Annotated in this window: 23 protein-coding genes and 6 pseudogenes; 15 read left to right on the forward strand and 14 right to left on the reverse strand. The window is 58.8% G+C overall.

The annotated features are described in order from the left end of the window. Positions 1-86: 86 nt before the first annotated feature. From cas7c to cas2, 4 genes and pseudogenes are all read left to right on the forward strand, one after another. A pseudogene (gene cas7c / locus ACP7AP_RS17845) lies at positions 87-1,040 on the forward strand (type I-C CRISPR-associated protein Cas7/Csd2). Beyond that, the gene (cas4, locus tag ACP7AP_RS17850; RefSeq protein ID WP_426036244.1) at positions 1,040-1,684 is read left to right on the forward strand and encodes a CRISPR-associated protein Cas4; all 645 of its coding nucleotides are present in this window, start codon (positions 1,040-1,042) and stop codon (positions 1,682-1,684) included. Before cas7c ends, cas4 begins: the two are co-directional and overlap by 1 nt. Next, complete coding sequence (gene cas1c, locus ACP7AP_RS17855) at positions 1,681-2,715, forward strand: type I-C CRISPR-associated endonuclease Cas1c (protein ID WP_426036246.1); 1,035 nt, start codon at positions 1,681-1,683, stop codon at positions 2,713-2,715. Before cas4 ends, cas1c begins: the two co-directional genes overlap by 4 nt. A gap of 1 nt (position 2,716) precedes the next feature. Beyond that, positions 2,717-3,007 carry a CRISPR-associated endonuclease Cas2 gene (gene cas2, locus ACP7AP_RS17860; protein WP_426036248.1) on the forward strand — a complete coding sequence of 97 codons (291 nt, stop codon included), beginning with the start codon at positions 2,717-2,719 and terminating at the stop codon, positions 3,005-3,007. A gap of 258 nt (positions 3,008-3,265) precedes the next feature. Here cas2 and ACP7AP_RS17865 read toward each other — a convergent pair. The 8 genes and pseudogenes from ACP7AP_RS17865 to gspG form a co-directional block, all read right to left on the reverse strand. Beyond that, positions 3,266-3,499 (reverse strand): annotated as a pseudogene (locus ACP7AP_RS17865) (IS5/IS1182 family transposase); the annotation flags it as partial. A 22-nt stretch (positions 3,500-3,521) separates the two neighbouring features. Next, positions 3,522-4,577, reverse strand: coding sequence for a HupE/UreJ family protein (locus ACP7AP_RS17870; protein ID WP_426036250.1), 1,056 nt, complete (start codon positions 4,575-4,577; stop codon positions 3,522-3,524). A gap of 29 nt (positions 4,578-4,606) precedes the next feature. Then, complete coding sequence (locus ACP7AP_RS17875) at positions 4,607-5,782, reverse strand: hypothetical protein (protein ID WP_426036252.1); 1,176 nt, start codon at positions 5,780-5,782, stop codon at positions 4,607-4,609. Positions 5,783-6,011: 229 nt separating this feature from the next. Beyond that, positions 6,012-7,952 (reverse strand): type II secretion system secretin GspD, encoded by a 1,941-nt coding sequence (gspD, locus tag ACP7AP_RS17880; protein ID WP_426036254.1) that lies wholly within the window; start codon positions 7,950-7,952, stop codon positions 6,012-6,014. Positions 7,953-8,006: 54 nt separating this feature from the next. Further along, the gene (locus ACP7AP_RS17885) at positions 8,007-8,849 is read right to left on the reverse strand and encodes a type II secretion system protein N (protein WP_426036256.1); all 843 of its coding nucleotides are present in this window, start codon (positions 8,847-8,849) and stop codon (positions 8,007-8,009) included. Beyond that, on the reverse strand, positions 8,846-9,226 hold the full coding sequence (gspI, locus tag ACP7AP_RS17890) for a type II secretion system minor pseudopilin GspI (protein ID WP_426036258.1): 381 nt from the start codon (positions 9,224-9,226) through the stop codon (positions 8,846-8,848). Before gspI ends, ACP7AP_RS17885 begins: the two co-directional genes overlap by 4 nt. Beyond that, positions 9,223-9,741: a GspH/FimT family pseudopilin gene (locus tag ACP7AP_RS17895; RefSeq protein WP_426036260.1), complete on the reverse strand. Its 519-nt coding sequence runs from the start codon at positions 9,739-9,741 to the stop codon at positions 9,223-9,225. Before ACP7AP_RS17895 ends, gspI begins: the two co-directional genes overlap by 4 nt. 20 nt (positions 9,742-9,761) lie before the next feature. Further along, on the reverse strand, positions 9,762-10,286 hold the full coding sequence (gspG, locus tag ACP7AP_RS17900; protein WP_426036262.1) for a type II secretion system major pseudopilin GspG: 525 nt from the start codon (positions 10,284-10,286) through the stop codon (positions 9,762-9,764). 118 nt (positions 10,287-10,404) lie between these two features. On the opposite strand from gspG, the gene gspL reads away from it, so the two are divergent. The 4 genes from gspL to ACP7AP_RS17920 are packed head-to-tail and all read left to right on the forward strand — an operon-like array spanning position 10,405 to position 14,825. Further along, positions 10,405-11,604 (forward strand): type II secretion system protein GspL, encoded by a 1,200-nt coding sequence (gene gspL / locus ACP7AP_RS17905; protein WP_426036264.1) that lies wholly within the window; start codon positions 10,405-10,407, stop codon positions 11,602-11,604. Beyond that, positions 11,601-12,080: a type II secretion system protein GspM gene (gspM, locus tag ACP7AP_RS17910; RefSeq protein WP_426036266.1), complete on the forward strand. Its 480-nt coding sequence runs from the start codon at positions 11,601-11,603 to the stop codon at positions 12,078-12,080. Before gspL ends, gspM begins: the two co-directional genes overlap by 4 nt. 3 nt (positions 12,081-12,083) lie before the next feature. Further along, positions 12,084-13,571, forward strand: coding sequence for a type II secretion system ATPase GspE (gene gspE / locus ACP7AP_RS17915; protein ID WP_426036268.1), 1,488 nt, complete (start codon positions 12,084-12,086; stop codon positions 13,569-13,571). A gap of 3 nt (positions 13,572-13,574) precedes the next feature. Next, on the forward strand, positions 13,575-14,825 hold the full coding sequence (locus tag ACP7AP_RS17920; RefSeq protein WP_426036270.1) for a type II secretion system F family protein: 1,251 nt from the start codon (positions 13,575-13,577) through the stop codon (positions 14,823-14,825). A 6-nt stretch (positions 14,826-14,831) separates the two neighbouring features. Here ACP7AP_RS17920 and ACP7AP_RS17925 read toward each other — a convergent pair whose 3' ends face one another. Next, positions 14,832-15,533 (reverse strand): hypothetical protein, encoded by a 702-nt coding sequence (locus ACP7AP_RS17925; protein WP_426036272.1) that lies wholly within the window; start codon positions 15,531-15,533, stop codon positions 14,832-14,834. A gap of 119 nt (positions 15,534-15,652) precedes the next feature. On the opposite strand from ACP7AP_RS17925, the gene ACP7AP_RS17930 reads away from it, so the two are divergent. The 3 genes from ACP7AP_RS17930 to ACP7AP_RS17940 are packed head-to-tail and all read left to right on the forward strand — an operon-like array spanning position 15,653 to position 18,122. After that, positions 15,653-16,663, forward strand: coding sequence for a penicillin-binding protein activator (locus ACP7AP_RS17930; protein ID WP_426036274.1), 1,011 nt, complete (start codon positions 15,653-15,655; stop codon positions 16,661-16,663). Further along, the gene (locus ACP7AP_RS17935; RefSeq protein WP_426036276.1) at positions 16,660-17,247 is read left to right on the forward strand and encodes a type II secretion system protein GspJ; all 588 of its coding nucleotides are present in this window, start codon (positions 16,660-16,662) and stop codon (positions 17,245-17,247) included. Before ACP7AP_RS17930 ends, ACP7AP_RS17935 begins: the two co-directional genes overlap by 4 nt. A gap of 2 nt (positions 17,248-17,249) precedes the next feature. Beyond that, positions 17,250-18,122, forward strand: coding sequence for a general secretion pathway protein GspK (locus ACP7AP_RS17940; protein ID WP_426036278.1), 873 nt, complete (start codon positions 17,250-17,252; stop codon positions 18,120-18,122). Positions 18,123-18,511: 389 nt separating this feature from the next. Here ACP7AP_RS17940 and ACP7AP_RS17945 read toward each other — a convergent pair whose 3' ends face one another. Both ACP7AP_RS17945 and ACP7AP_RS17950 read right to left on the reverse strand, forming a co-directional pair. Then, positions 18,512-18,742, reverse strand: coding sequence for a hypothetical protein (locus tag ACP7AP_RS17945; RefSeq protein ID WP_426036280.1), 231 nt, complete (start codon positions 18,740-18,742; stop codon positions 18,512-18,514). 4 nt (positions 18,743-18,746) lie between these two features. Beyond that, positions 18,747-20,393, reverse strand: a complete 1,647-nt coding sequence (locus tag ACP7AP_RS17950) for a DUF4331 domain-containing protein (RefSeq protein ID WP_426036282.1) — start codon at positions 20,391-20,393, stop codon at positions 18,747-18,749. 177 nt (positions 20,394-20,570) lie between these two features. Between ACP7AP_RS17950 and ACP7AP_RS17955 the strand changes: the two genes are divergently transcribed. Further along, positions 20,571-21,113: a prepilin peptidase gene (locus ACP7AP_RS17955; RefSeq protein ID WP_426036284.1), complete on the forward strand. Its 543-nt coding sequence runs from the start codon at positions 20,571-20,573 to the stop codon at positions 21,111-21,113. Positions 21,114-21,527: 414 nt separating this feature from the next. Here ACP7AP_RS17955 and ACP7AP_RS17960 read toward each other — a convergent pair. The 3 pseudogenes from ACP7AP_RS17960 to istA form a co-directional block, all read right to left on the reverse strand. After that, positions 21,528-21,806, reverse strand: a pseudogene (locus tag ACP7AP_RS17960) (transposase domain-containing protein); the annotation flags it as partial. Continuing rightward, positions 21,797-21,998: pseudogene (locus tag ACP7AP_RS17965) on the reverse strand (transposase); the annotation flags it as partial. The pseudogenes ACP7AP_RS17960 and ACP7AP_RS17965, both read right to left, overlap by 10 nt. Before the next feature lie 179 nt (positions 21,999-22,177). Next, positions 22,178-23,437 (reverse strand): annotated as a pseudogene (istA, locus tag ACP7AP_RS17970) (IS21 family transposase); the annotation flags it as partial. 83 nt (positions 23,438-23,520) lie between these two features. Here istA and ACP7AP_RS17975 point away from each other — a divergent pair. The 3 genes and pseudogenes from ACP7AP_RS17975 (at position 23,521) to ACP7AP_RS17985 (ending at position 26,894) form a co-directional block, all read left to right on the forward strand. Next, complete coding sequence (locus ACP7AP_RS17975; RefSeq protein ID WP_426036288.1) at positions 23,521-24,138, forward strand: recombinase family protein; 618 nt, start codon at positions 23,521-23,523, stop codon at positions 24,136-24,138. Further along, positions 24,036-24,617: pseudogene (locus tag ACP7AP_RS17980) on the forward strand (IS3 family transposase); the annotation flags it as partial. The gene ACP7AP_RS17975 and the pseudogene ACP7AP_RS17980, both read left to right, overlap by 103 nt. Before the next feature lie 1,443 nt (positions 24,618-26,060). Further along, the gene (locus ACP7AP_RS17985) at positions 26,061-26,894 is read left to right on the forward strand and encodes a tyrosine-type recombinase/integrase (RefSeq protein WP_426036286.1); all 834 of its coding nucleotides are present in this window, start codon (positions 26,061-26,063) and stop codon (positions 26,892-26,894) included. The last annotated feature ends 96 nt before the right edge of the window (positions 26,895-26,990 follow it).

Genomic DNA, 26,990 nt, shown 5'->3' on the forward strand with positions numbered 1-26,990 from the left:
GCGTTGTTTGGCATCGGCTATCATCACCAGCGCAGCGAAGCCTTCCGCAAGCGTGACACCCAAACCGATCTTGTGGAGATGTCCGAATGACCGTCCTGAGCCAACGCCATGATTTTATGCTGATTTTTGACGTGACAAACGGCGACCCGAATGGCGACCCTGACTCCGGCAACATGCCGCGAATGGGCACGAAAACCGGGCATGGTCTGGTATCCGACGTCAGCCTAAAGCGCAAAATCCGCAACTATGTTGACCCCGCGCGCACCGGGCAGGATGGGCATCATATCTATGTGCAGGAAAGCTCAATCCTGAATGACCAGCACCGCAAGGCTTATGTGGCACTGCGACCGGGGTATACGAAGGCGGCCAAGGATGCCAAGCTAAACCCCAACAGCGACAAGGAAGCCAATGAACTCCGCGACTGGATGTGTGCCAATTTCTATGACCTGCGGACCTTTGGAGCGGTGATGTCCACCGGCGTGAATTGCGGTCAGGTCAAAGGCCCGGTGCAGATCACCTTTGCGACCTCGTTTGAGCCGATCATGCCCGCCGAAATATCCATCACCCGGATGGCTGCCACCAATGAGGCTGAGAAAAAGCAAAAGGCCGAGGATGATGACAGCGCGGACCGCAAGTAAAACCGCACGATGGGCCGCAAGCATATCGTGCCCTACGGCGTCTATATCGCTTACGGCTTCATTTCCGCCAAATTCGCGGAACGCACCGGGTTTTCCGAGGCCAATCTTGGCTTGCTGACAGAGGCGTTGTCGTCAATGTTCGAACACGACCACTCCGCCGCGCGGGGCCAAATGTCGACCCGCAAGCTGCTTCTCTTCCGCCATGACATCGCGCTTGGCAATGCCCCGACGTATCAGCTCTTTGACATCGTGAAAGTCGGTCGGGCGGTGGATGGCGAATTCCGCACCATTGATGATGCCCGGCTTGGCAACCTGCGTCCGGCGCGCAAGTTCAGCGATTACGCCATCCACATCGACCGCGCTTCGCTGCCTGCGGGTGTGGAGATTATCGAGGTTTTGTGATGGCCGACGCAGAGCCGATCCCGCTGTCGGCTCTGCAACACGCGACCTCTTGCATGCGTCAGGCCGCGTTGATCCATCTGGAGCGGCTTTGGGCCGACAATCGCTTCACCGCAGAGGGAGATGTGCTGCATGCCGTGGCTGACAAGGGCGGCAAGCGGCAGGCAAGGGGGGTGAGGCGGGTGATGGCGCTGGCAGTTTTCTCAACCCGGCCGGGGATTGCCGGGGTTTGTGACATGGTGGAGTTTGTCGCGGATGTGCCCTTCCCGGTGGAATACAAGCGCGGCAAACCCAAATTGCATCGCGCCGACGAGGTGCAGCTTTGCGCGCAAGCCCTGTGTCTAGAGGAAATGACCGGGCAAAAGGTGCTGGAAGGTGCGCTGTATTACGCCGAAACCCATCGCCGCGTTGCCGTTCCGTTTGATACTGATATTCGCGCCCTGACCGAGACGGTCGTGACCGATCTGCGCGGCGTGCTGGCCTCTGGCACCACACCGTCACCCACCCCACACAAAAGCCGCTGCCGGGCCTGTTCGCTGCTGGAACCTTGCCGACCTCAGCTTTACGCCCGCCCGGTGCTAGCATGGCGCAGCAAGATGTTGCGCGAGCCGTTGCAGGCAAGCCCCATGCCTGAAGAAAATTCATGAAAAAGCTGCTGAACACAGTCTATGTCACCACCGAAGGTGCCGCCCTGCGTAAGGACGGCGAAAATCTGGTGGCCGAGGTAGAGGGCGAAATCAAAGCCCGCGTGCCACTGCATATGCTGGCCTCGGTGGTCGTGTTCGGCCCAATCCTGCTGTCACCCGCCCTGATCGGGGCTTGCGCCGGTGCGGGCATCACCATCGCGTTGCTGGAACGGAACGGGCGCTTTGCAGCCCACATCGAAGGCCCGGTGACAGGCAATGTGCTGCTGCGCAGTGCCCAATACCGCGCCAGCGACACGCCTGAAGACATCATCCGGGCGCTGCTTTTGGGCAAGGTTGCCAACCAGCGTTCGGTCCTGATGCGGTCGTTGCGCGATTATGGCAGCGAATACCCGCCTGAAGCCCGTCTGGCGCTGACCCAGGATTGTGAACGCATGGAACAAATCCTGCGGAATATCGAACTCGCCCCTGCCCATGCTGATCGCCTGCGCGGGATGGAGGGCGAGGCTTCCGCGCTGTATTTCTCGGTGTTCGGTCATCTGATCCGCGCGCCCAAGGCCGCCTTTCGATGGACGGGCCGCTCGCGCCGCCCGCCGCTGGACCCGATGAACGTCCTATTGTCCTTCCTATACACCCTGCTTACCCATGATTGCCGCAGTGCCGCCGAGGCCGTAGGCCTAGATATTGCTGTCGGCTTTCTGCATCGCGACCGCCCGGGCCGCCCCAGCCTTGCATTGGATCTGATGGAGGAATTCCGCCCTGTGCTGGTGGATCGCCTCGCTTTGTCGCTGGTTAATCGCCGCCAGTTGCGGGCGCAAGATTTTGAAATCCGCGAAGGCGGTGCCGTGATGATGACGGACGAGGCGCGCAAAACCGTGCTCACCGCGTGGCAAAAGCGCAAGAAAGAAGAGCGCCTGCACCCCTTCCTCGCCGAAAAGATCCCCTTCGGCTTGGTGCCTTTTGTTCAGGCCCAGATGCTCGCCCCCCACCTGCGTGGCGATCTGGAGGCATACCCGCAGTGGTTCTGGAAATAACATGCTGATGTTGGTGACATACGATGTAAGGATGCTGGAGGAAGGTGGCAAAAAGCGCCTGCGCCACGTCGCTCGCGCCTGCCAGGATTTCGGCCAGCGTGTGCAGTATTCAGTATTCGAGATCGAGGTTGATCCCGCACAATGGACCAAGCTCAAAGCCCGACTGGAAGCGATTATCCGCCCGGAGTTTGACAGTTTGCGTTACTACTATCTGGGCGCGAACTGGAATCGTAAAATCGAACATGTCGGTGCCAAACCATCGACCAATCTTGGCGGCACTCTGATCGTCTGAGGTAGCCACAGCCTTCAGCGCGAACGGCTATCGTGTCCGAGAACACGCTTGGGTTTGCACCCGCCTTAACTAACTGATAAAATTATACCTTCTGTAAAATGCTCGCGCATCGAGACTTGTGCTAAGGCCCTCAACCGGAATGTGCGCGCGCAAACGCCACTTTTCTCAACCACCCGAATGCCTTACCTTAAGGTAAGTCGCCCCCTTCACGAGGGCGTCGATCGAAACTAATGACACAAAGGAAAAAGAGCGTGCCCTATCGTGGCACCTGCACGAGCCGAAGGCGCCGTCGGCAACGTCACTGGCGATCGCCTGTTCGGGCGAGACTTGATCCTCAAGCTCGGGCAACATCAGCGCAGCGCCAACAGCGCTGGCGGTAAACTCGGCGGCCCGGATTTTCAGTGTTTTCTCATCAATTCCTATGTGGATATTGCGCCAGACGCAGCGTTTGGGAAAGTTGACCTGCAAGGTCTTCTGGCTACGTGGAAACGTTCCGGTCAGACCACTTCCAACGTTAAAGGCCGACTCGAACCCAAACCCAAAACATCCCAATGCCGCCTGCAAGAATGCTGCCTGCCCACAGCAGTACTCTGCTTTTCCCAATCAAGAACAGAATGGGAAGAGCAATTACTACCAGTACGATTTGCGCCACTTCGATCCCCAGATTGAAGCCTATCAATGCCACAGCAAGTCCGCTGCCCGAAAGATGCAACACGCCTAACGCCGATGCAAAGCCAAAGCCGTGGATGATGCCGAAGAACGCCGCGACCGCTGCGCGAGGTGCCGGGATGAACGGCCGCACATTGTCTATGGCGGTGACCACAATCGAAAGCGCGATCAAAATCTCGATGATCGTTGAAGGCGGGCGCAGGAAATCAGTTGCGGCTGCAGTCAGCGACAGGGCATGTGCGGCCGTGAAACCTGTCAGCACTGCGATGACGTTCAGTATTGCAGCGCGCTTGCCCATGCCGGACGCCACGGCGGGCAACATGATCACCAACAAAAATACAAGATGGTCGGCGCCACCAGTGAGATGTTCGATCCCCGATTTGAAATAGGTGAGAAACGAGTTCAGCAGGCCTGCGGTCTCGGTGTTGATCACCACAGTTGGGTTAGATGCGCTGAGCAGGGTCGTTGTGATGGCTCCGGCAAGATTGGCCGTCAGGAACATGCGGTGATCGGGATCAATTTCGGCGAACAAACGTGACGTTGCTGTCAAAGGCGCATCCGCCACCGGGCAGATCACGGCAAATTCGAGATCAAGATAGTCGATGCCAGCGTCAGAGGACACATCGGCACCGGTTGGCGTCAAGGTACATGCACCTCCGGCATCCAGCTGAAAAACCGATGTAAAATAGGCGTGAACTGCAGCCAGACGTTGCTTGGTTTCGCCCCAAGTGATGTTGCCATCCAGATTTTCGTCCATCCAGACCGCGACTTCAATATCGCGAAACGCAATGCGGACCTGCGCTGTCATTGCGCCATCATCCTGCGTGATCGTCACATAAGACCTTGTTGTCTCATGCGCTTGCGCAACGGTTGCCGCACAAAACATCATGACCACGAGCATGAAACGCGCACAAATTTGCAAAACTGGGATCATTTGGCGGCTTTTCTGACTGAATCCGGGATATTCAAAGCGGGGACGACCACCGATTGTTCGGTCATCCAGGCCAACACAGGGGCCGCTGCCTCAGGATTTTTGGCGGCGACGGCGCTGTCAATCAGAAGCTGTGCATCCTCAAATTCATGCTGAAGATGCCAGTTGACCACCGCCCGCTGCAACGCAAGCTGTGGGTCGCCCGCTATTTCCAGAAAGTACCGTGCTTCTTCCCGCGCATGGGCGGTTAGGCCCAAGTCGAGGTTCAACCGAAACCGGCGATCAAGTTCGGTCTTTGCCGCATCAGCCATTTTCTGATCACCAAGTATTTCGGCCGCCAGCACGCGGCGGATCAACACACCATCCACATCTGGCGCGGGTTCAAGCAGCGCCAAAACCTCGGTCGCGGCCGTGTCCTGCAACAGCAGGTCGGAGAGCAAAAGTCGCTCGCGCAGCGCAAGAGGGTCTGCCGCCAGTACATCGGCAAAATGCTTTTGCGCCGTCTTGCTATCGCCTTGCAACTTGGCAATCTCGCCCATCAATCCAATGGCCCAACCCCGCAAAGAGCCATCAAGCAATCCGGGGCTATCGACAATGCCTTGAAGTCGTTGATAAACCAATGGCGCGCGGTCGGTCAGCAGCAGCGCTGTCGATTGGCACAGAAAACCCAGTTCCGGGCGCGACACGGCTGAGAGACGTTTGCAATCGGAACCCGCCAGATCAAATCGCCCCAGCACGATCTGGATGGTTGCACGGTTCAGCAATGCGCTGGGGTTGCTTGGATCGTGTTTGAGGGCGCGATCCAGCATCAACAGCGCCCCGGTAAAATCGTGCTGATACTGCCGGACGGTCGCCAGCAGATTTAATGTCTCTACATCGGCGTCAGCCATGAACGGGCTTAGAACACCGCTTGCCGCACCGACCAGACGCGAGTCGCCAGCGGCCCGGCCCTCGGCGATCAAACCAGCCGCCGCAGCCTTGGCTGCAACCAGATCGTCAGGCGCTGCCCGGGTGGCGCGCAGCATGGCTTGCAGCTCTGCGGGGTATATCTTTGAACTGGTTTGTAGTTTTGCCACGATGGTGGTGTCGCTTAACTGCGCCGCAGCGATTTTTGTGGGCGCCTTGGTTGTTACAACAGTGCCAACCACGATGATGCCAGCCACTGCGACAGCCATTGCAATGCCACTTAGCTGCCTGCGCGATATGATTGGCATCCATTCCCTTCCAGCAAAACCAAGGCCAGCCTTAAACACACGCCAAAGTGATCAATTATAGTTACGTTAAAAATTTCAAAAGGTTTCACCAACTCGCTTAGTTTTGCTTTTTTCAGTGACAAAAATCAGAACTCAACTTCGTTTCACTAATCTTATTAACCCAATATATGGCTCGCTGCAGGGTGGCACTTCAATAAAGACCGTCAATCTCAACGGGAAGCCTGCGCACGGGTTTCGGTTCTGCCAGCAGGCTTTTCGGATCGCCGGGGTTAGACTCGATGGCTTTAAGCCGCTGAAAGCGGTTGTCGGCGACGGATGCGATGTCACTGCGGGTGCGCAGAATGGTTGGTCGCAGAAACACGAACAAAGTCTGCCTGCGCGAAGAGTCCGATTTAGAGCGGAACAGCCCCCCGACGATTGGCAACTTGCCAAGCCCCGGAACCTCGGATCGGCTGGATTGACGATCATTGGTGATCAGACCGCCCAGCACAATCGTGCCGCCATTATCCGCCAGAACCGTTGTCTTGATGCTGCGCCTGTTGGTGACAATATCGGCGGCACCCGCCACCGCAGCGGCGGCCAAGGACGAGACTTCTTGTGTGATGTCCAACTGAATCACGTCGCCCTGATTGACCCTTGGCAGCACCCGCATCGTGATGCCGACATCGCGGCGTTCAATGGTGCTTTGGGTGTTGCCGTTTCCGGTAAAGGTGCCGGTGCGGAATGGCACGTTCTGGCCCACGACAATTTCTGCCGCCTGATTATCAAGCGTTGTGATGCTGGGGGTCGAAAGCAGGTTTGCTTTGGTCGATTGCCCCAGCGCCTGAAGCAACAGCCCGAATTTGTCTTGCCGCGACAGCCCGATGGAAAGCCCGGTCGGGGCAACTCCAACGGCCGCAGGCGAGCCGAGCAAGGTCAGGATGTTATCCAATGTTGGACCGGTCGGCGAAAATGAGGTGGCGGCAAAACCACCGGGCGGCGCTGCGCTGCCAAAGCCAAGTTGCACGCCCAGTTGTTCGGATATATCGCCCGAAACTTCGACGATGGCAGCTTCGATCAGCACTTGCGGGCGGCGTTGATCCAATTCAGCTATCAAAGCTGCCAGATCAGATTGAACCTCCCGCCGCGCACGCACAACAACAGCATTGGTTTCTGTTGCAGGCTGAATGGTGATGTCCTCTGCCGCAAGCGAGATCACTGGCGGTGGAGCGGGGGCGGCATCCGTATTGGCTTCGCCCTCGACCCCCACCGCGGTATCGGCTGGCAGCGCTTCGGCCACCGGGTTGCTGACAGCACTGCCCGAACCGATCAGGCCGCGCAACACTTCGGCCATCGAGGTCGCATCCGCATAGCGCAGCTTGTAGACGCGCGTGACAGGCACCGTCGAGGGAATGGCTTTGCCCGGCACATCCAACTCTGCCACCACCCGCTGAACCATCTCATAGGTTTCACGGTTCGATTTCAGCAACAGCACGTTGGACCTTGGATCAACCGTCACACGGGCGACACCACCATCTGTTGCCGACGATTTCAGCACGCTTTCAACTGCCGCCCCAACGTCAACGGCATCGGCATTGCGAATTTGGATCGTGAACACCTCTTGTCCGGTATCCGCATCCAAAGCCAGTGCGATGCCCTCAATCCGGCGCACATTTTCAGCGGTATCGGTGATGACAAGCGTGTTGGTGTCCACCACGGCCTCGATATAACCAAAGCTGGCCACCAAGGGGCGCAATGCGCCTACAGCCGTCGTCGCAGGAAAATTTTTCAGCTGAACCAGTCGGGTGATCACATCAAGACGACCGACATCGCCGTTGCTTTCAATCACACCGCCGCCCTCGCGGATGCTGGCTTGCGGCACGATCCGCCAAAGTTTGCCGGACGGCAGTGCGGCAAAGCCCTGCACCGCCAGCACCGACTGAAACAATTCCCAAACCCCATCGACATTCAACGGCTCGGTCGAGATCACAGTCACCGTGCCCGATACATTTGGGTCAAGCACCAAAGTGCGTCCGGTGATTTCTGAAACTTGCTCTGAAAGCGTGCGGATATCAGCGTCGCGCAGGTTGATCACAAACGTCGCCGGTTTTGGCGTTGTCTGCGCGCCTGCCGAGGCAGGTATTTGTAACATCAACGCGATCAAGGCCGCAGAGACTATTTGGTTTATCTTCAACATTGCCTCTGATTACCGCAAAGGAAATGACATGATGATCGTCTGTCCATCCCGAACCAATTCCACCCGTGCGCGTCCTGATGCCGCCACCTCATCAAAATAGCTTTGATCTTTGGCCATGTCGCCTACTTTCTGGCCATTCACGGTTGTGACCACATCGCCCGGCTTGAACCCTGCCTGTTTGACTCCGCTCGATGCGTTTTCGGTCACGCGGTAGCCCTGATCTGTGATTTGCAATCCAAGCCTGTCGATTACGCCCTGCGCATCCATTGCAATGGCGGCGCGGTAGCGGGCGATAACAGCGTCCGGGTCATTCGATGTCGCGGCGGGCGCAGCGCCAGCTGTGGCCGACGGGATAAGATTGCGCAGATCGGGGCCATTGCTTTTGACCGCAACCGGGGCATCGCCGGGCTTGACGAAAGACAAAGTTTCCAGCCGGCCATCCACATCCAGCACGACGTGGTCAGATTCTATGGCCGAGAGACTGGCGATGTCGGTGATGTTCTCGCCAATGTAAAACGCCCGTGCAGGCCCGGTGCCCCCCGCGATGATCGCCCGCGAGCCTGAAGCCGGTTTCGCAATCGTCACCCCAAGCAAGACCAAACCAAGCGAGGTTTCACCTGCGACCGTCTGCACCGGAGCCTGCACAACCGAGCTGCCAAAGGGCGCAAAGCTCAGAATCGGTGTAAGGTCAAAGCGCGGGGCTTCAACGGAGGGCACCTGTCGTGACGCCACCCGTGCGCCAACATCGTCACCGCTTAGCCGCCAAAACACTTGCCCCGCCGATAGGCCCAGTGACACGGCAGTTGCCACCGCCAGCCCCCAGATCGGCAAGGTCGGGATGCGCGCAATCATGGCGCGGGCAGACCTTTGCTCGTGGTGTCCACAAAGCCCGTAAGCCGACTGTAATCGCGCCCGTCTGTGGCACCGCGGGCTGTAAGATCAACCTGCGCAAGGTCAGTATCCTGCGTTGGCACAAGGTTGACCGCCACGGCAAAAGCTGCGCCGTTCATCGCGGCGGGTGTCGGCGTGGGCGACAAACCCAGCGTCATTTCGGCTAAATAATTCTCCAGCACCCATTGCGCCGCCGCCCGGTTTTCCAAAGCTCCAATGCGGTTGATATGGGCCTCTGTCGCCCCCAACAGCGAAATCGCGGACATCGCCAGAATGACCAGCGCCACCAGCGTCTCAATCAGGGTAAACCCTGACTCTGGGCTGCGGGTATTGATCACATCCCCTCCTTGGCTTTTGCGGATGCAGAAAAGCCGTCGAAATTCACAATCCATCCTGCACCGTTAGACGTAGCGCTGTCTGAAACTGCTGCCGATGAAAACACAAAGCTGATTGGCGAACCCAAGCCACTTGGCGCGAGCAAGATGGGATCATGATTATCGTTTCCGTCAATGGCAAGCTGCAAGGGACTGCGCAATGTGTGGCGCGCGGCCAGAATGCCCGGTGCCGCCGCGCGCCAATCTTGCTCGACCGCTGACCATGTTACAAAGCTGTAGCCCTCTTGATCCCAAGTCAGCGCCAGCGGCGTGCCTGTCACCATCGCCTCATCAACCGCCAGTGACAGATTGTTTGCCAGACGCAGAGCCTCCGATTGCGCGCGACTGCTGCGGTCCGAGGCATTGACCCCCAGCATGGTGGCCCCGGTCGCCACCCCAATCACCGCCAACACCACCAGCATTTCAATCAGCGTGATGCCGCTGTCTTGGCAAGACCGCCGCGTTCGCAAAACCTGCATGGGGCTTGTGCCGATTGCCATCAGTTCGTAGCGCCATGGCGAATGTCTGCATCTGCGCCCTCCCCCCCCGGCACACCATCCGCGCCGTTCGAAATCAACTCATACGGGCCGGTTTCGGCCGGCGATTTGTAGATGTAGGGATTGCCCCAAGGATCAACCGGTGCCGACGGCAGATAACCACCCGCCGCCCAGTTGACTGGCACAGGGGCCGCCGATGGGCGCTGCGTCAACGCAGCCAAGCCTTGCTCGGTGGTGGGATAGCTGCGATTATCAAGTCGATACATCTCAAGACTGGCCGACACGCTGCGCAGATCAGCACCTGCCACCGCCACGCGCGCCTCATCCGGGCGACCGATGACGTTCGGCACAACCAAGGCGGCCACAATGCCAATGATCACCAGCACAACCATCATCTCAATCAGCGTGACACCAGCGTCAGGGGCGCGTTCGGATTTGTTTGACCATGATTTGGCGTGCGCGCCTCGCAACCGAATTTGTTGAAATTTCATTTTGCGGGCTGCCAACATCTGAACGAACGCGATCATCTTTACATCCGATCTTGAGGAAACTTATACCTGATATACGCGATGAAACTTACTAGGTTTCATCGCGTATCATAACTATACTCAGCGCGTGGGTGCAACCGGGAGCGGATGTGACAACATGATTGATCACAAAGGCGTTTCTGTCGCGCTGTACCCGGCTTCGCGCTTTTTGCTGCCAGCACGTCTGCGCGCGCGGCTTTTCGCAAAACATAAAGTTTTGCAGTTGTCTCAGGCCGCGATCGCCAAAAGTCCAGAAATTGCCACGCATGCTTTACGTGACAGCATCACCTGGATCGCCTGCGAAGATGTGCTTTTGTTGAAGGTCACTTTACCAAAAATGGCGGGAAGCCAACGGCGTGCCGTGGTGGGTTTTGCCATCGAAGAATCGATTGCGCAGCCGTTGGAGCAAGTGCATGTCGTTCTAGGCCCGCAATTAAATCTTGCTGCGAAAGAGCACGAAAATGATGTGACTGAAGGTGGCTCGTGGCTGGTGGCGGTTGTAAGCAATGCTGTGATGGCGGATCTGGTTGCGGCGCATTCTGCGAGCACGGCGCCGATGATACCGGACGTGATGGCTTTGCAGGTGCCGGATGCAGGGGATTGGACGGTGCTGGCACAGCAAGATCGCGTGCTGGTGCGGATGCCGGATGGCACGGGCTTTGCCGCGTCACCCGCGATGTTGCCAACGCTGTGGCACGCCGCAGGATCGCCGCGCGTTGTGCTATTGGGCGGTCAGTTGCCCGCCGATTTTCCGGTCGCTGTCTTGGGGCAGCTTGTCAGCAGTATTGACCCCAGCCTGAAGGGATTTGATCTGCGCTCGGGCCGTTTTGCGCGTCGTGGCGCAGGGGTTCCGAAAGGCGCGCGCGCTTTGGCCATTGTTCTGGCGGTCGCAGCACTTGGCCATCTGATGTTGCTGGCGCTGGATGTCGCGGGCCTCAGCCGTATCGCAACAAAACAAGAAGCCGCTGTGCGCGCCGCACTTGCAGCCACCGGGCAACAGGTTGAGGGCGATGTTGCCACCGCGCTGACTGCGGCGCTGGCAGCACAGCAGCCAAGCACTTCGGCGGGCTTTTTGCCGCTGTTGGCGCAGACTTTTGGCGCTTTGCAGCCGCAGGCCGGGCAAATTCAGATCAAGGATATGCGGTTTTCGCAGCCAGATAACAGCCTTGCCCTGACGATGGAGGCCCCCGATCTTGCTGACCTGCAAACCGCCGAAACGGCTTTTGGCGCGGCCGGGCTTGCGGTGGTTGCGGGTGCTGCCACCTCGGGTGACGGTGCCGCGGAAGTGCAGATGACTTTGCGCAAAAGCCTGCCATGATGGATCAGTATCGCGCCATCGCACAAGACTGGTTCATGCAGCGCAGCCCCCGCGAACGCCTGCTTTTGGGCCTGCTAGCCATTTGTGCGCTGGTTTGGATTGCGGTTGCGGTGATCTGGCAGCCGCTGCGCCAGCACCGTGCCGCGTTGGAAAACAGGATAGCGCTTTATGATGCGGGGCTGACGGCGCTGCAAAACCCCGCATTTAATGCCCGCACCGGGGCTGCGGCGATCATTGATAACCGTCCGGTTCCGGTGATCCTGACTGAATCAGCCGCCATATCTCAACTGGCTATCCGCAGATTGGAATCCGAGGGCGCAGGGGCGCGTGTTGTGCTGGAAGATGCAAGTTTTGAGCAAGTTATCCTGTGGCTGGAAACGCTGAAGCGCGAACACGGTTTGAACGTCAGCGCGTTGGAAATGACCCGCAAACCCGCCCCCGGCGTTGTCAGCACAACCTTTGCGTTGGAGAGATGAATTATGCCTGACGTGCAATCCATATCCCCTTTGCCCCGCCGTCTTGGACTGCCCTATGCCTTCGCGCGCCAGCACGGCGTTATTCTGGAAACGGGGCCGGAAGGCCCGGTTTGTGTGCTGCGCCCGGCAGCTTCTGTCTCAGCCATTGTCGAGGTGCAGCGCATCGCGGGCAAAGGCCTGCGTCTTGAGCCGCTGTCCGACCCGTTGTTTGATGCCCGTCTTGCTGCTGCATACCGCGACAACGCCAGCGATGCCTCTGACGCTGCGGGCGCTGATGACGATCTGGCAAGCCTTGCCGACCGCACCGCCGAAGTCGATGATCTGCTGGATCAATCCGACGATGCCCCGGTTGTCCGCCTGATCAACGCGCTGTTGCTGGAGGCGATCAAGGAAAACGCTTCTGACATCCATATCGAAACCCAGGAACGCAAGCTGGTGGTGCGGTTTCGCATCGACGGCGTGTTGCGCGCGATGGTTGAGCCAAAGCGTGCGCTGGCACCCTTGCTGGTCAGCCGCATCAAGGTGATGGCGCGGCTCGACATTGCCGAAAAGCGCCTGCCGCAAGATGGCCGGGTGTCGCTGCGCGTGGGGGGCCACGAGGTCGATGTGCGCGTCTCAACCATTCCGTCGCAATATGGCGAGCGGGTGGTGATGCGCCTGCTCGACCGCGATGCCACGCGTTTTGGGCTGGACAGGCTGGGTATGTCGCCGCGCGATGCCGAGGTGTTCGAGCGCCTGTTGGGCCGCCCGGATGGCATGCTGCTGGTCACAGGCCCCACCGGATCGGGTAAAACCACCACACTTTATGCGGCACTCGATCATCTGAACGACCGCAGCCGCAATATCATGACGGTGGAAGACCCGATCGAATACTCTGTCGATGGCATTGGGCAGATGCAGGTAAACCCGCGCACAGAGCTGACTTTTGCACGCGGGCTGCGCGCGATTTTGCGGCAGGATCCTGATGTGATCATGGTCGGCGAAATCCGCGACCGCGAAACCGCGCAAGTCGCCGTTGAATCCGCGATGACCGGGCATTTCGTGCTATCAACCTTGCACACCAACACCGCCGTTGGCGCGGTGTCGCGGTTGGTTGACATGGGGGTAGAACGGTTCTTGCTGGCGCCGATGCTGGTGGGTGTGGTGGCGCAGCGGCTGGTACGCCGCTTATGCGCCGAATGTCGGCGCGCTGATACCGCGACGGAAACCGATGCTGCGCTGATTGATGGACTTGCCGTTGGCGACGCCCTGTTTCGCGCCTGCGGCTGCCCCACCTGCCACGGTCAAGGCTATCGCGGCCGATCAGGCATTTACGAGGTTGTGGCGATGACGCGTGAGATTGAGGCGCTGATCTATGCCGGGGCATCCGAGGCTGATCTGACGACGCAGGCGCGCCGCGATGGTCCGGGCCTGATCGCCGATGGTCTGCGCCAAATCCGGGCGGGTCTGACAACGGTTGAAGACGTGGCGCGTGTGGCACAAGAGGCATAGGGTATGGCAGCCTTTCGGTTCAAAGCGATGGACGATGCAGGCAAGCCGCAAAATGGCATGCTGGAAGCGATCTCGTTGACGGCGGCACGCCAGCAATTACGCGCCCGCAACCTGTTGCCGCTGGAAGTGGTCGCCAGTGCCAAGTCTGACGGCAGCAAACCCGATCGCACCAAATCCGCGCCAAATGGAACGCAGCCTAGGGCCAAGCAATCTGGGCCCCGGATGCCTTTGGCCTCGCTGACGCTGTTCACCCGGCAAATGGCGACATTGCTGGGCTCTGGCCTGCGGATCGAAGATGCGCTTTCGACGATTGCGCAAGGCATGACGCCCAAAGTCGCAGGCACCTTGCTGAACGTGCGCGCATCTGTGCTGGAGGGGCGCAGCTTTGGCGATGCGCTGGCCAGCTACCCGCTGATATTTTCTGATTTTTACCGCGCCTCGGTGCGCGCAGGCGAGCAGGCGGGCAAGTTGGATCAGGTGATGACCCATCTTGCGGGCTTTGTCGAAAACCGCGCCCGCAATCGTCAAACCGTACAGCTGGCACTGCTTTACCCCGCACTTCTTGCTGTGGTCAGCCTGTCGATCATCACCTTGCTGATGGCCTTTGTGGTGCCTGACATTGTGCGGGTTTTCACCTCACGCGGGACTGATCTGCCATTTCTGACCCGCGCCTTGATCGCCGTCTCTGCCTTGGTGCGCGGCTATGGGCTTTATGCAGCACTTGGCCTGATCGCGGCGATTTTTGCGTGGACGCGTTGGCTGCGCGTGCTGCAAAATCGGCTGCGCTGGCACCGCGTGCTGGCAGAAGGTCGGCTGACTGCAAAACTTGTGCAACGGATGAACGCAAGCCAATTTGCCGGAACGCTTGCGACTTTGGTGCAAAGCCGCGTGCCGCTGATTGAGGCTTTGGTGGCCGCAGCCGATGTCACGCCAAACCTGCACGTCCGTGCCCGCGTCGCAGAAGTGACCGAGAAAGTCCGCCAAGGCACCAGCCTGAAGCGCGCGATGGACGAAGCCGCGGTGTTTCCGCCGATGCTGGTGGCCATGGTTGCCAGTGGTGAAGCCTCTGGCAATCTGGGTGCTGCACTGGATCACGCAGCCACAGATCAGCAGCGCAATCTGGATGCTTGGGTGCGCGCGCTTGTGGCACTGGCCGAGCCCGCAATCCTGCTGTTGATGGGCGGTATGGTGATGGTGATGGTGTTGGCAATCTTGTTGCCCATAGTGTCGATGAATGGGCTGGTCACCAAATGACCGAGCTTAGGGAAACAGCGTCGCCAAGGGCAATTCGATCTCACTGTCGGCACTGGACGGCATCCCCGGCACCAGTGCAGCCCCAGCGGGATGGATGGTCACGATGATCCGATCCGTATTGGTCAGCCGCGCCGTGGCAAGCGGGGTTTGCGGCAGATCGGTCTGCACCAGCACCGCCACCAGACCTTCGCTGTCAGAGCTGAGAGCCGCAGTGAGCGCAGGCGTTGGCACTGGCGGCATATCGGAATCGCGCCGCTCACATTGGCCTTTGGGTGCCAAAATCATCCCCTCAGCGATCCGAACACCGGGTGCAAGACCAACCCGCAGCCCATCAAAAACCGCCATCGCCTCGCACCGGATCGGCAGATCGGGCAATGCTGCGTCTACCAGCGCCCAGCCCAAGGTGCCGCGCACAGCATCCAGTTCGGCGCGGTCTGCGCGGGGCGGCAATGGCACGGCGATGCGGCCCGTCAAATCTGTCTGCGGGCCCTCAAGGTGCCAGTTGACCACAACCGCCATCCGGCGCAAACTTTCCCAACCCGATGTTTGCCAACTGAGGATATGGGCATCGCCCAGTCGCGCATACCCTGTCCAAATCGTGCCAGACACCTGCACTGCATCTGACGGCAGACCGATCTGTTTCGCCGCGAACCGCGCAGGCATATGCGTGACAACCGACACCAAGAAAGCCGCAATACCCAGGAGCACGACCAATGACCAAAGCACTTTGCGCCGCCACCCCTGTGACCCGTCGTTGGTTTGGACGTTCAGTTGTTGCAAGCGTTAGTCTCCCGTTGTTTGTTGGCTCTTTAAGTGGGTGCGCGGGTATGGCCGCAGGTCCGTTCAAGGCAAGCACTGGTGTCGGTGGCCGCGATGCAGCGCTGTTGCTACCTCTAACAGGTTCTGCCGCAACCTTGGGCCAGAATATGGCGCGGGCTGCAAGCCTTGTCACCCAAGCCTCGGCGGCGGGAACCGCGCCAAAGGTTTATGACACCACCGATACTGTGGAAGGCGCTGCCGCTGCCGCACAAATGGCCATAGCGGGCGGCGCAAAACTGCTGCTTGGGCCGCTGAAATCCGATCAGACACCGGGGGTGCTTGCCGTGGCTGGCAAGGTGCCGGTGATCACGTTCTCCAATGATGACACATTGGGCGCGCAGGGTGCGTTCGTGATGGGCATCACGCCGGGGCAATCCGTCTCGACCATGTTCAGCTATGCCCGCGCGCAAGGCATCTCGCGCGTAGCGATTGTCGGCCGCGACGGGCCGTTGGGATCGGCCACAGCCCAAGCCGCAAACCGCATCGCACCAGCGGGCGGCATCACGCTGACTGCCACGCTGCTGCGTGATCCCGCTGCGGGTGGATTGGTGGCAGCCCTGAAAGCTGCGGGTGGTGGGCGTCTGCCCGAAGCGGTTTTTCTGCCCGACGGTGGGGCCAGCTTGGAGGCTTTCGCGGCAGCATTGAAAGGCAGCGGCGTGCAGCTGTTGGGATCGGTGCAATGGGGTGTTGGCGATGTCGAAAGTGACGCCAATCTTGCCGGGGCATGGTTTGCAGCGCCACCCCCCGATTTATTCTTGCCGTTTGCAGATCGGTTTGAGGCAGCCTTTGGCGAACAACCCGGCACGGTCGCGGCATTGGGCTATGATGCGGCTTTGCTGGCGGTCGGCTTGGGCGACGCAGGCGCGCTGTCACGCAAAGGTGTCACAAGGGCCGCTGGCTTTACCGGCGTGCTCGGCGCGTTCCGCTTTCTGGCCGATGGCCGCTGCCAGCGCGATCTGACCGTGCTTGGGATTGAGGATGGCAGCATTGTCGTGCTGGGCGAAGTCGCTGGAACGTGACAAAGCGTGCCCTCAAAAAGCGCGATCCAACGGCGGGCTTTTCGCTGGTCGAGGTGTTGGTGGCCTTGGCCATCTTTGCGCTGATCGGTGTGGCGGGGTTTTCAATGCTGGATCAGGTTTTGCGCACCCAGCGGCTGACAGAAGGCCGCCTGGAGCGGCTGGCGGAACTGCAACGCGCGATGTATCTTTTGACATTGGATTTCAGTCAGGCACGCGGCAGCTCTGTGGCGCTGGATACGGCGTCACAGGCTCCGGCTGTCAGCCTGCAACGCAACGCGGCAGAAACCTCTGGCGGCAGTGTCACCCTGCGCTACGAAGTTGCAGATGAAACTTTGTTCCGCGACATCGCCGCAAAGCCCGGCGCAGAGGCGGCGCGTCAGCCGCTTTTGCACGGCGTAGCTGCGGTTGACTGGCAGTTTTATGCTGCAAGCTCTGGCTGGGCTGCTGTTTGGCCGCCGGCGGATCGGGTGATCCTGCCCGGACAGCCCACGCCCAATCCGTTGGCCATAGCGCTTACGGTGACGCTTGCCGAAAATGGCAATCATCTGCGCCGCGTCGTGCTTTTGCCCGCCGAGGCCCGCTGATCATGCCGCGCGAGCCAGAAAAAGGTGTGGTCCTGATCAACGTGCTGGTCATTCTGGCGCTGACCGCATCCGTGGTCTACGCGATGATCAGCCTGTCTGATCTTGCGATCCTGCGCAGTCAACGCTTCAGCGCCGCAGGTCAAGCGCTCGCCTTGATATCGGGGGGTGAGGCCAGCGCGATTGTGGCCCTGCGCCGCGATATGACCGAAGCGCCGCAAACCGACAATCTGCGCGAGCCTTGGGCCTTGGTCGGACAGCAAGAGGTGCCGATAGAAGGCGGCAGCTTTGCGTTGCAGATTGCGGATGCGCAGGCAAAATTCAACCTGAACAATCTGCCGCAAAGCGGAGCATTGGGCGCGCAGACGTTGCAGCGCATCGTGGCACTGCTTGATCTGCCAGCCGATGTTGGACCCCGCATTGCCGCAAGGCTGACGCAACCGCAGCCCTTGGTGCGCATGGCTGATCTGGTGGCCGAGGCGGGGCTTACCCCCGATGAAGTCACCCGGCTTGCGCAGCTTGCCACGGTACTGCCCAGCCGCACAGATATCAACATCAACACCGCGCCCGATGTATTGCTTGCGGTCATCACCGATAACCCGGTTCAGGCGCGCAGCCTGCAAGGCATACGAAAACGGCAAGGTTTTCTCACGCCCAAAGATCTTGCCGCGGCAAATGTCATCCTCGCTTCGGGGGTGGGTTTTGTATCGCGCTATTTCGAGGTGACGGTTGATGTGACCATCGCGGATACGGCGCAAAGCATGCAAAGCATTTTGCAGCGCCGTACGGGTCGTGGCGGGCAGCCGGAAGTGGTGGCAATATTTCGTCAAAGCCCGCAAGTTGCAGCCAAACCGCCTCAGGCGGCGACCTCTCCCTAATCTCCGGCCCACATTTTTAAAGTAGCACCTTGCAATCATAACATAGACCGGTTCGCATTTTATCTGACACGGGCGCATAAGAATGCGCCAAGTATGCGCGCGCATTTTGAGTCAAGATAATGCAAACGGCTTGGGCTTTGATCAGGTGCGGCAGACCTGTTGCCTCAGTCCTTAACAATTCCTCACCTCACAGCACCGTCCAATACCACAACATGTTGTGATAAAACCGTCTGTAAGCAAGAAAAACACAAGTGCTTCCCAGCTGGGAAGACTTTTCGACGATGAACGACCCTGTATCAGATCAAACGCAAGCCGCTGTAAAAATGGCGGCGGGATCACACCCGCCGCCATCTGTGTTGTGGCCACCCTTCGCAAAAGCGGGGGATAGCTTAGATATCCAGCGGGTCTGCCGTGTAATCCACCCCAGTCACGCCCTTGTAGACGATGACCAAGTTGGGATCATCCTTTGGGTCGGCGGTGGTCTTACCATTGAAGGCCGCCGCAAACTGGTTGCCGAACTGGGCTTGTGGATTGCCCATCACCCCGTCGCTTCCATCGCAGGCGGCCAAAAACGCCAGCGACCCTGCAAATGCAGTGAGCAGTTTTTTGTTGCGTGTCATGCTATCAGCCCTCGTTGTTCGGCGATCCGGGGATCGGCGCGTTCAGGTAAGGGAAGGCGTTCAGCAATTCGGTGGCGCTCAGCGGCGCGCCATCGGTGAAGGCTGCAGTACCAACTGGCGCAGCGGCCATGCTGGATTCGCGGTCTGCACCACACAGATTCAGGTTCACCAGATCGGTCGGAGTATCTTCAACCGCACCGGGCACGGCCAGTTCAGCACCCAATGGCAGATCATGGCACAAGGCCCCCATCGCCACACGCAACTCGATATCAACCACATCATCACCCGGACGACGCCCGTTCGGGAAGCCGGCCAAATCCTCGGCAACCAGACCAAAGGTGTTCTGATTTGCCCGCGGAGTTGCCGGGAAAGTGGTGTTCAGGCGCATCATTTCCGAACCCGTCACCGTCGAAAGCTGGTTCACCCCCGGAAAGCCGGTCAGGAACGCAGTGACAAGGTCATTGCGTGGAAAGTTGCTGGGGGCGATGTTAGAGGTCGCTTGCACTGCGTCGCGGAACAAAGCATCCAACAGGGCCGGGAACACCGGGTTGGTCACATAGCTTGCCAAAGCACCGTCTTGGGTCGGCTCTGCCGCGTTGAACAGATCCTTGTCTTTCAGGCCAATCACAATTTCATTCACCAAAGGTGCCGAAAGCCGCGATACTTGCACCAGCGCGCCGCCCTGAACGGTTGTGCCATTGTAGGTCGGCGATGGATCACGCAACTGCGCTTGCGGCAGGCTTGCAGTGGTCCAAGCCCCGATCACGCCATTGCCTGCGCCTGTCACGCAAGCAATCGGCAGCTCCAGAGCCAGCGATGTTACGTTGGATTTGCCGACAAGATCGTCATTGTCGCGGCTTTGCATAATGCCACCGGCAAACGGCGTGGTGGTGTCGTATTGCGGGTATGCCGTGTTAGACGCCCCCTGAATTGGCACAAGGTTTACAAGGTCAAACACTTCGCCCAAGTTAACGGCGAAAGCTTCTGCGCGCTGGCCGACAAACACCCGGCCGGGCTGAGCGCAGCCCGGAACCGTAATATCGAAGATGTGATTGTTGGCGTAGGCATCGTAATTTGGAATGGTCTTGTTGCCGATATTGTCGATCGGCTTGGCGAAGACTGTGGCCGAACCGCCAACCTTCGTCACGTTCGATATGGTGCCTTTACGACGGTCATCTGTAATCATCTTGACCGTGTAGGATTCGGTCTCGTTGATATTTGCATCTGCAGGATCGGTGCCAATCTGACCTGCCTGACGCAGCGGCCCTGCAACTGTCACGCCGCCAATCTCGTAGGTTTTGCCTTTTCCAGCTTCAACCAAAGTGCTGTCAAAGTTGAATTGGAAGGTCAGATTTTCCTTGGCATCGCCGTCATTGTCGATGTGAATTTCATAGACGGCATTGTTGTCGAGTTCAAAATAGTTTGGGCCACCATAGGGAGACTGCAGCGGCACATAGTTTGCGATCAGCGTGACATAGCCCTCACGACCGGGCTCGTAGCTGCGGAACATGTAAAAATCGGTAGCATCTACGCGAGGCATCCCAGCGATGCCGGGCGCTTCTCTGTGGCTTGAAGCCCAGCCAACCGGAGCAGTGCTGGCAAGCACCGCCACCATCATCGTTCCAAGCATATATCGGGTTTTGATTTTCATAATTCCTCCTGGGGGATGGCGTGTAACAGCCGCTAAGATTATCTTTGTGAGGCGCACGCACTGGTATTTCAGACTTGAATCACGCTAAGGAAGACGCGGCGTTTTGGTGTCTTAAGGTTCGGCAAATATCACGCGTCAAAGTAGTAACGTACAAGATCTGGAAAAGTTTCAGCCCCATTGAACTTTTCATTACAGCTCGTGATCAATGAAGGTGCAAAAGTGATCACTCCTTTCGCCGATGGCTTGCCAACTGGTATGGTTGTTGCGGCAACGATTGTGCTGTTTGTGATGCTTTTGACAATTTCTTTTATTGATATCAAAAGCCTCCGCATCCCGGACAAACTTAGCCTGCCGCTGATCGCCATGGGTCTCGCGCTGGCAGTCATCACTTCAAGAACTGCGGCGCTGGATCACGCAATCGGCGCGGCCGCTGCGTTTTTGCTGTTCGCGGGGTTGGGCGAATTCTTCTTTCGATTGCGGGGCGTTGACGGTCTGGGCCTTGGCGATGCGAAACTTTTTGCAGCTGCAGGCGCGTGGCTTGGCTGGCAAAATCTACCTCTCGTGCTGCTGCTGGCAAGCTTTGGTGGCTTGATCCAAGCATTGCTGTGGCAAAGGCAAAAGCCGCAAGCCCATCTGGCGTTTGGCCCTTGGATTGCGCTTGCAATGGGGCTGGTATGGATAAGCATGCATTTCATGGGATGGCGCGGCTGGAACGGCTAGAGATGATTTTTTGCGCAATGATCGGTGATGTCGCAAAACGAACGCCTGAGATGTGACTTCCCGTTTCCCCATGGATTGAGGTCACGCGGATGTTTTTAGCGTAAAAAGTGTCTAAAAGCAGTAGATTATGGCGATGCGAACTTGGACATTCGGCGGATCAGGCCTCTGATTGCAATGCGTTTTCCGAAGGCACAGAGGCAACCCATTTTCGCATTCAAGGGCGTGCAGGCGTCGTATCCCGACCTAAGCGTCCAGAATGCCCTACCCTAGTGCCGGGAGCCATGCAGGGTTTTGTGGCGCGCTAAGGCAACCGCAAAGGCATCCTTTCAGAATCGGCCATTTCTATGGATCGGGACGAATACGGTGTGGTTGTGATCAATAAGGCCGGAGTGGAGGCGTCCGGCCTGACCGCGGTTATCGCGTGTTCCGAGGGAGCAACTCGTCGATCCGGTTGATTTTGTGGTCCGGGATGCGGGCCAGGGTGCCGGTGAGCCAAGCTTGGGGCCAGGCTTGGGGCCAGGCTTGGGGATCGACGCCGTTGAGTTTGGCGGTCTCGATCAGTGTCTCGGCGATGGCGGCGGCTTTGCCGCCGGTTTGCGGTCCGACGAAGATGTAGTTCTTGCGGCCCAAGGCGATAGCCCGCATCGCTCTCTCGGCGGTGTTGTTGTCCAATTCCAGAATGCCGTGATCAACGACGCATCCATGCCGCCATACTTCGCTCGCCACTTCTCGAACGACACATTCCCTCTCATGGTTTGCAGCCAAACCATTGCCGGGCAATGGCAGCATGCCATGCTCGCGGCACAGCTCGGCAACCGGCACACCGCCTTCGGCCTGCCGCAAGATCGCGATGATCTGCGCCTCTGTGTATCTGCTTATCTTCATTTAGACTCTCCTCGTTCATCTTGCCGAGAAAATTCTACCTATGCAGCCCCTTACTTTCGCGGGGGATTACCCCGTGCCACTGCGGTGTCAGAGAGGTACGGCCCCGCGGGCTGTAGCGCAACGGGCACGGCCCTCTCGCGCGGTGCCATCTGCACGGTAGCCGATGGCCTAGAAGCAGGAATTGCCGAGGCCAGTCGGGCCCAACTGGTGGCACCTCGCTGGCAGGCCGCATTAACGCGCTCCGGGCCATAGGTTTTGACCATGGCCAGCACGCCCAGACAGGTGCGCAAGCCCTGCGCAGGGTGCGGGCGGTCGGCCATCACAATGTCGCAAAAGGCGGCCACGGTCGGGCCGGTCTTTGTCGCCTGAGCCAGCATTCTGGCCGGAGCCCATTCGCCCAACCTGCGATGAGCTGAGGGCATATGGTCAGGCACAGTCATATGGTTGCGCCGACCGAGGCAGCGCACATGGCTCGCAACCCGTTGACCGCGATGGAATATCTCGACCGTCTGGCCTGATACGCGAACATAGCCCTCTTGTTTGATCACAGCGAAGGGGACAGAATACCAGGAACTGTCGACTTCGACGTGATAGTCGGGTGCCACGCGGACGCGCTTCCAGCGGGCAAAGACATAGAGTTCCGGCGGCAGGGGCTGCAAATTGGGCCGGTTCAAGGTGGCAAACAGATCGGCACGGCTGGCGCCATACCCACGCATCAGGCGCATGTTCAGCGCGTCCAACAGTCGCCGGATCGCCACGTTCAACTCCGCCAAAGAGAAGAACCGATGGTTGCGCAGCCGCGCCAGAATCCAGCGTTGCGCCACCTGGATCGCAACCTCGACTTTTGCCTTATCCCAGGGTTTGCGCGGCCGGGCTGGCAGAATGGCGGTGCAATAATGCGCCGCCATCTCGGCATAGGTGCAATTCAGCCCCGGATCAAACCGGTCGGCCTTCGGCACGCCGCCTAAAAAGGCAAACATCCGGGCATGGGTCAGGATCCAGTCTTCCAATCACTCCAATGCCACCACTTCGGCATAGGTGCAATTCGATGCCCCCATCGCTGCCACGAACAGCTTGATGGCCAGCACTTCGCCGGTCGTGGGGTTAATCACATCAATCGTGTCACCGGCAAAGTCGACAAAGACCTTCTCTCAACCCACATGCGTCTGGCGCATCGTCGGCCGCACCCGGCCTTTCCAGGCGTAGAAATGCTCGCAGAACCACACATAGCGAAACCCGTCCGGGGATTGGGCGCGATACTGTTCCCACAACAGCGACCGCGTTACGCAAGGTCGGCCCAACCCACAATCCATCACCGCCCAAACCGGCATAGGCCGGTCCAGCCGCGAGGCCATCGTGGGGCTGGGAAACAGCAGCAACTCCAAGCTGTCGTTGTCCAAATCTGTCGCCAGCGGCCAAGATAACCCGCAACGTGCTGCTGTCTTTTGCCCAATTCGAGCGCGAGGTCACCACAGAGAGGATTCGCGATAAGATCGCCGCGTCCAAGCGCAAAGGGTTGTGGATGGGTGGCACCCTGCCGCCGAGATATGATCCACCCAAAGATCCGCTCGGGGCCTGTGTGCTGGAGATCAATCCAGCCGAGGCCGTCACCATGCGTCACCGGTTTGCCCTCTACCTGACGGCGGGCAGTCTGGGCGCAACGCAGATCGCCGCGGCCGAGCAGGGCTTCAGCCCGCGCAAATCCGACCATGTGTCAGGTCATGCGGCAGGCTTAGCACCTGCAACAACCATCGCCCAGTTCTCAAACGGCCAGTTGCACTATCTGCTGACCAACCCGGCCTATCGCGGCTTGATCCGCCACAAGATCTTGGTTCACCCCGGTCAGCATGAGCCGATCGTCGGCGAGGCGCTGTGGTCAGCCGTTCAGAGCAAGCTGCAAGACACCGCAGCCCGCAAGCGTCAACGCGCCATCGCACCGACCGTTACGACAGATGCAGATTCACCATTGATCACGCCACAAAACTCCGTCGAACCCTCGGCCCCGCTGATAGCAAAGCTCTTCGACGAAACCGGTGGTTGTATCTCTTCGTCGCGATCGACCGCACCTCCAAGTTCGCTTTCGTGGAACTGCACCAGAAGGCCGGGAAAATGGCCGCCGCAGCCTTCCTGCGCAACCTGATCGCCGCCGTGCCCTACAGGCTCCACATCGTTCTCACCCCCTCTCGGCGTTTGAAGACAAACGCCTGCCGGGCAACGGACAATGGCATCCAATTCACCAATCATGATCGGCACATTTATGCCTTTGAGCACATCTTTGATCGAGTCTGCCGGGAACATGAGATCGGCCACCGGCTCACCAAGATCAAGCACCCCTGGACGAATGGCCAGGTCGAGCCAATCCCTCTCACGGTTTGCAGGCAAACCGTTGCCGGGCAACGGAACAGAACGATCAAGGAAGCGACCGTCAAACGCTTCCATTACGACAACCACGATCAGCTGCGCCAGCACCTCGCCAACTTCATCAGCGCCTATAACTTCGGGCGAAGATTGAAGACACTCAAAGGCCTCACGCCCCACGAGTTCATCTGCAAACAACGGACAATCCAACCCGAAAGGTTCACCCTAAATCCAATCCATGAAATACCGGGATCAAACACCTACGCCGGCCGCATCCGTCATCGTGAAAAAGTTTATGATGGCCAGCATCCTGCGATCATCGTACCCGATCTCTGGCAGCAGGTTCAGGCGCATCTTACTACCGATGCTGCGCGGGATCGGGGCAAGAAAACTGTTGGTTCCATCTCTCCTCTCATCGGCAAGCTGTTCGACGAGACCGGGGATCGCCTGACACCGAGCCATTCCCAAAAGAACGGCAGGCGGTTGCGGTATTACGTCTCACGACGTCTTGTGACAGGTAGGCGGACGGATCATCCTGATGCATGGCGCCTGCCGGGGCACCACATCGAAGCCGCAATAGGCTGTATTCTGCGGGATCGCTTAATGAGACCGGCAGCCATGTTGGATCTGGTCACAGACCTGAACGCATCTGAAATTTCAGACGTGCAGGCTCGTCTGCAGCAACTCGCCAGCGATTGCAGCGCCGACAGCGAAGTCACCCTCCGGGCCAGTCTTTTGCGACGGGCGGATCTCCGTCAGGGCAGCATCGCAATCCGCATGGATCGCAAAACTCTGGCTGATCGTCTTGGTATCGCGCCGGACCGCATCAGTTCGCAAAGTCGGCGCATCGTAGCACCCTTTCGCACCCAGCGCCGGGGTGTCGAAACGAAGATTATTCTCGGCCACGCCGCCGCTACATCCAGTCCCGATGCCGTGTTGATCCGTAATGTTTTTGCCGCCCATCGTTGGTATGACGCCATCCGTAAAGGTGCTACCGTCGGTGACGTGGCAAAACTGGAAAAGGTCACGACAAGCCGCATCCAGCATATGATCGGCCTTGCCTTCCTTGCTCCGGAAATTGTCAGGCAAATCGCCGCCGGAACCCAACCAGTCGGCTTCACCTCCGATTGGTTCAAGCGGCATCAATTGCCGCAGGACTGGCAGAAACAGCGTGAAATCCTCGCCGCGCTCTAAACAGTGAGGTGAGCGGACTTCAGGTTTCTCGGGGGTGCAAGATCGTTGGCATCATGCATGCTTCGGTCGTGATCACGCGAACCACCGCACAATGTTGGATTTCGCGCGTGCGCGCCGACATACTTCCGAAATATGCGCCGCCCGCTTATTACGTCAGCTTTCTTTCAATAGAAAGTCAACGCGGGGGCCATGCGCGCGCCCGGGAAACCGTACCGCCACATGGGCGGGGCAGAGACAGATGCTTTAAACGCGCGGATTCAGAAAAGGAGATTCTGGTCTCTCTACCTGCCAGAATGCCGTAAGGCCCCGAAAGGTCTGGTGAAAAGACGGCATATAATATCAATTTAAATCAATAACTTATGTGTGGCGGAGAGACAGGCTACCTAACGTGGCTTCGCTATGTTGCGCCGGGTGCCGCCATATTCCTTTGTATCATAGGCGCTTTTCACTTTCTTATTCCGCCGAATTGCGCCAAGATTCCTCGTGTTCCGGCAACTTATGGGGGATGAAATGGGGGATGACCAAAAGACCGAGCGTTCACCGCGCGCCCCGGCAAAGGCTTTAACCGCCCGCGCTGTCGATGCCGCCAAAGAACCGGGCAAATACTTCGACGGAAACGGGCTTTATCTGCGGGTGGACAAGAGCGGTTTGCGCCTGTGGGTGCAGCGCATTGTCATTCGCGGCAAGCGCCGGGAAATCGGCTTGGGTTCGCCCGATCTGGTGAGCCTCGCCACGGCGCGGGAAAATGCCCGCCGCAATCGGCAACTAGCCTATGAAGGGCAAGACCCCATCCAACTCAAGAATGAAGCCCGCGCGGTGCCGACCTTTGAGGAAGCAGCCCGCACCGTTCACGACTTGCACAAGCCAACTTGGCGCAATGAAAAGCACGCGGCGCAATTTATCAGCACGCTTGAAACCTACGCCTTCCCCAAATTTGGCAAGCTGCGCGTGTCCGAGGTGACGAGCGCCGATCTGATGCATGCACTCGCCCCGATCTGGACGGCAAAGCAGGAAACCGCGCGCCGGGTTCGCCAGCGGATAGGCGTGGTGCTGAAATGGGCAATGGCAAAGGGATGGCGCAAGGATAACCCCGCCGATGCGGTAAGCCTTGCCCTGCCAAAAGTTGACAAGGCCGTCGAACACCGCAAATCGCTAGGCTATGCCGAGGTTGCCGGGTGCATTCAAACCGTGCAGGCGTCGGGCGCTGGGCTGTCCACGAAACTCGCTCTTGAATTTCTAGTGCTGACTGCTTCCCGCTCTGGTGAGGCCCGCGATGCGCTATGGTCGGAAATCGACCTAGCGGCAAAAGTGTGGATAATCCCGGCTCTGTTGCACAAATCGTGAGGGATTCCCTGCGTGACTGCAAGGTGTTAGTCGCAGGGTATGAGCAAACCTGCACCTCCGACCTACCGCACGACGAACTGGCGCTCTTACAACGCC

It is taken from the genome of Cypionkella sp. TWP1-2-1b2 (assembly GCF_049896245.1).
Taxonomy (GTDB): domain Bacteria; phylum Pseudomonadota; class Alphaproteobacteria; order Rhodobacterales; family Rhodobacteraceae; genus Cypionkella.

Bases quoted from the DNA above. Each gene is read 5' to 3' on its own strand.
- cas4 (WP_426036244.1), top strand. From the start codon at position 1,040: ATGGCCGACGCAGAGCCGATCCCGCTGTCGGCTCTGCAACACGCGACC.
- cas1c (WP_426036246.1), top strand. From the start codon at position 1,681: ATGAAAAAGCTGCTGAACACAGTCTATGTCACCACCGAAGGTGCCGCC.
- cas2 (WP_426036248.1), top strand. From the start codon at position 2,717: ATGCTGATGTTGGTGACATACGATGTAAGGATGCTGGAGGAAGGTGGC.
- ACP7AP_RS17870 (WP_426036250.1), bottom strand. From the start codon at position 4,577: ATGCTCGTGGTCATGATGTTTTGTGCGGCAACCGTTGCGCAAGCGCAT.
- ACP7AP_RS17875 (WP_426036252.1), bottom strand. From the start codon at position 5,782: ATGGCTGTCGCAGTGGCTGGCATCATCGTGGTTGGCACTGTTGTAACA.
- gspD (WP_426036254.1), bottom strand. From the start codon at position 7,952: ATGTTACAAATACCTGCCTCGGCAGGCGCGCAGACAACGCCAAAACCG.
- ACP7AP_RS17885 (WP_426036256.1), bottom strand. From the start codon at position 8,849: ATGATTGCGCGCATCCCGACCTTGCCGATCTGGGGGCTGGCGGTGGCA.
- ACP7AP_RS17895 (WP_426036260.1), bottom strand. From the start codon at position 9,741: ATGCAGGTTTTGCGAACGCGGCGGTCTTGCCAAGACAGCGGCATCACG.
- gspG (WP_426036262.1), bottom strand. From the start codon at position 10,286: ATGATCGCGTTCGTTCAGATGTTGGCAGCCCGCAAAATGAAATTTCAA.
- gspL (WP_426036264.1), top strand. From the start codon at position 10,405: ATGATTGATCACAAAGGCGTTTCTGTCGCGCTGTACCCGGCTTCGCGC.
- gspM (WP_426036266.1), top strand. From the start codon at position 11,601: ATGATGGATCAGTATCGCGCCATCGCACAAGACTGGTTCATGCAGCGC.
- gspE (WP_426036268.1), top strand. From the start codon at position 12,084: ATGCCTGACGTGCAATCCATATCCCCTTTGCCCCGCCGTCTTGGACTG.
- ACP7AP_RS17920 (WP_426036270.1), top strand. From the start codon at position 13,575: ATGGCAGCCTTTCGGTTCAAAGCGATGGACGATGCAGGCAAGCCGCAA.
- ACP7AP_RS17930 (WP_426036274.1), top strand. From the start codon at position 15,653: ATGGCCGCAGGTCCGTTCAAGGCAAGCACTGGTGTCGGTGGCCGCGAT.
- ACP7AP_RS17940 (WP_426036278.1), top strand. From the start codon at position 17,250: ATGCCGCGCGAGCCAGAAAAAGGTGTGGTCCTGATCAACGTGCTGGTC.
- ACP7AP_RS17945 (WP_426036280.1), bottom strand. From the start codon at position 18,742: ATGACACGCAACAAAAAACTGCTCACTGCATTTGCAGGGTCGCTGGCG.
- ACP7AP_RS17950 (WP_426036282.1), bottom strand. From the start codon at position 20,393: ATGAAAATCAAAACCCGATATATGCTTGGAACGATGATGGTGGCGGTG.
- ACP7AP_RS17975 (WP_426036288.1), top strand. From the start codon at position 23,521: ATGGGTGGCACCCTGCCGCCGAGATATGATCCACCCAAAGATCCGCTC.
- ACP7AP_RS17985 (WP_426036286.1), top strand. From the start codon at position 26,061: ATGGGGGATGACCAAAAGACCGAGCGTTCACCGCGCGCCCCGGCAAAG.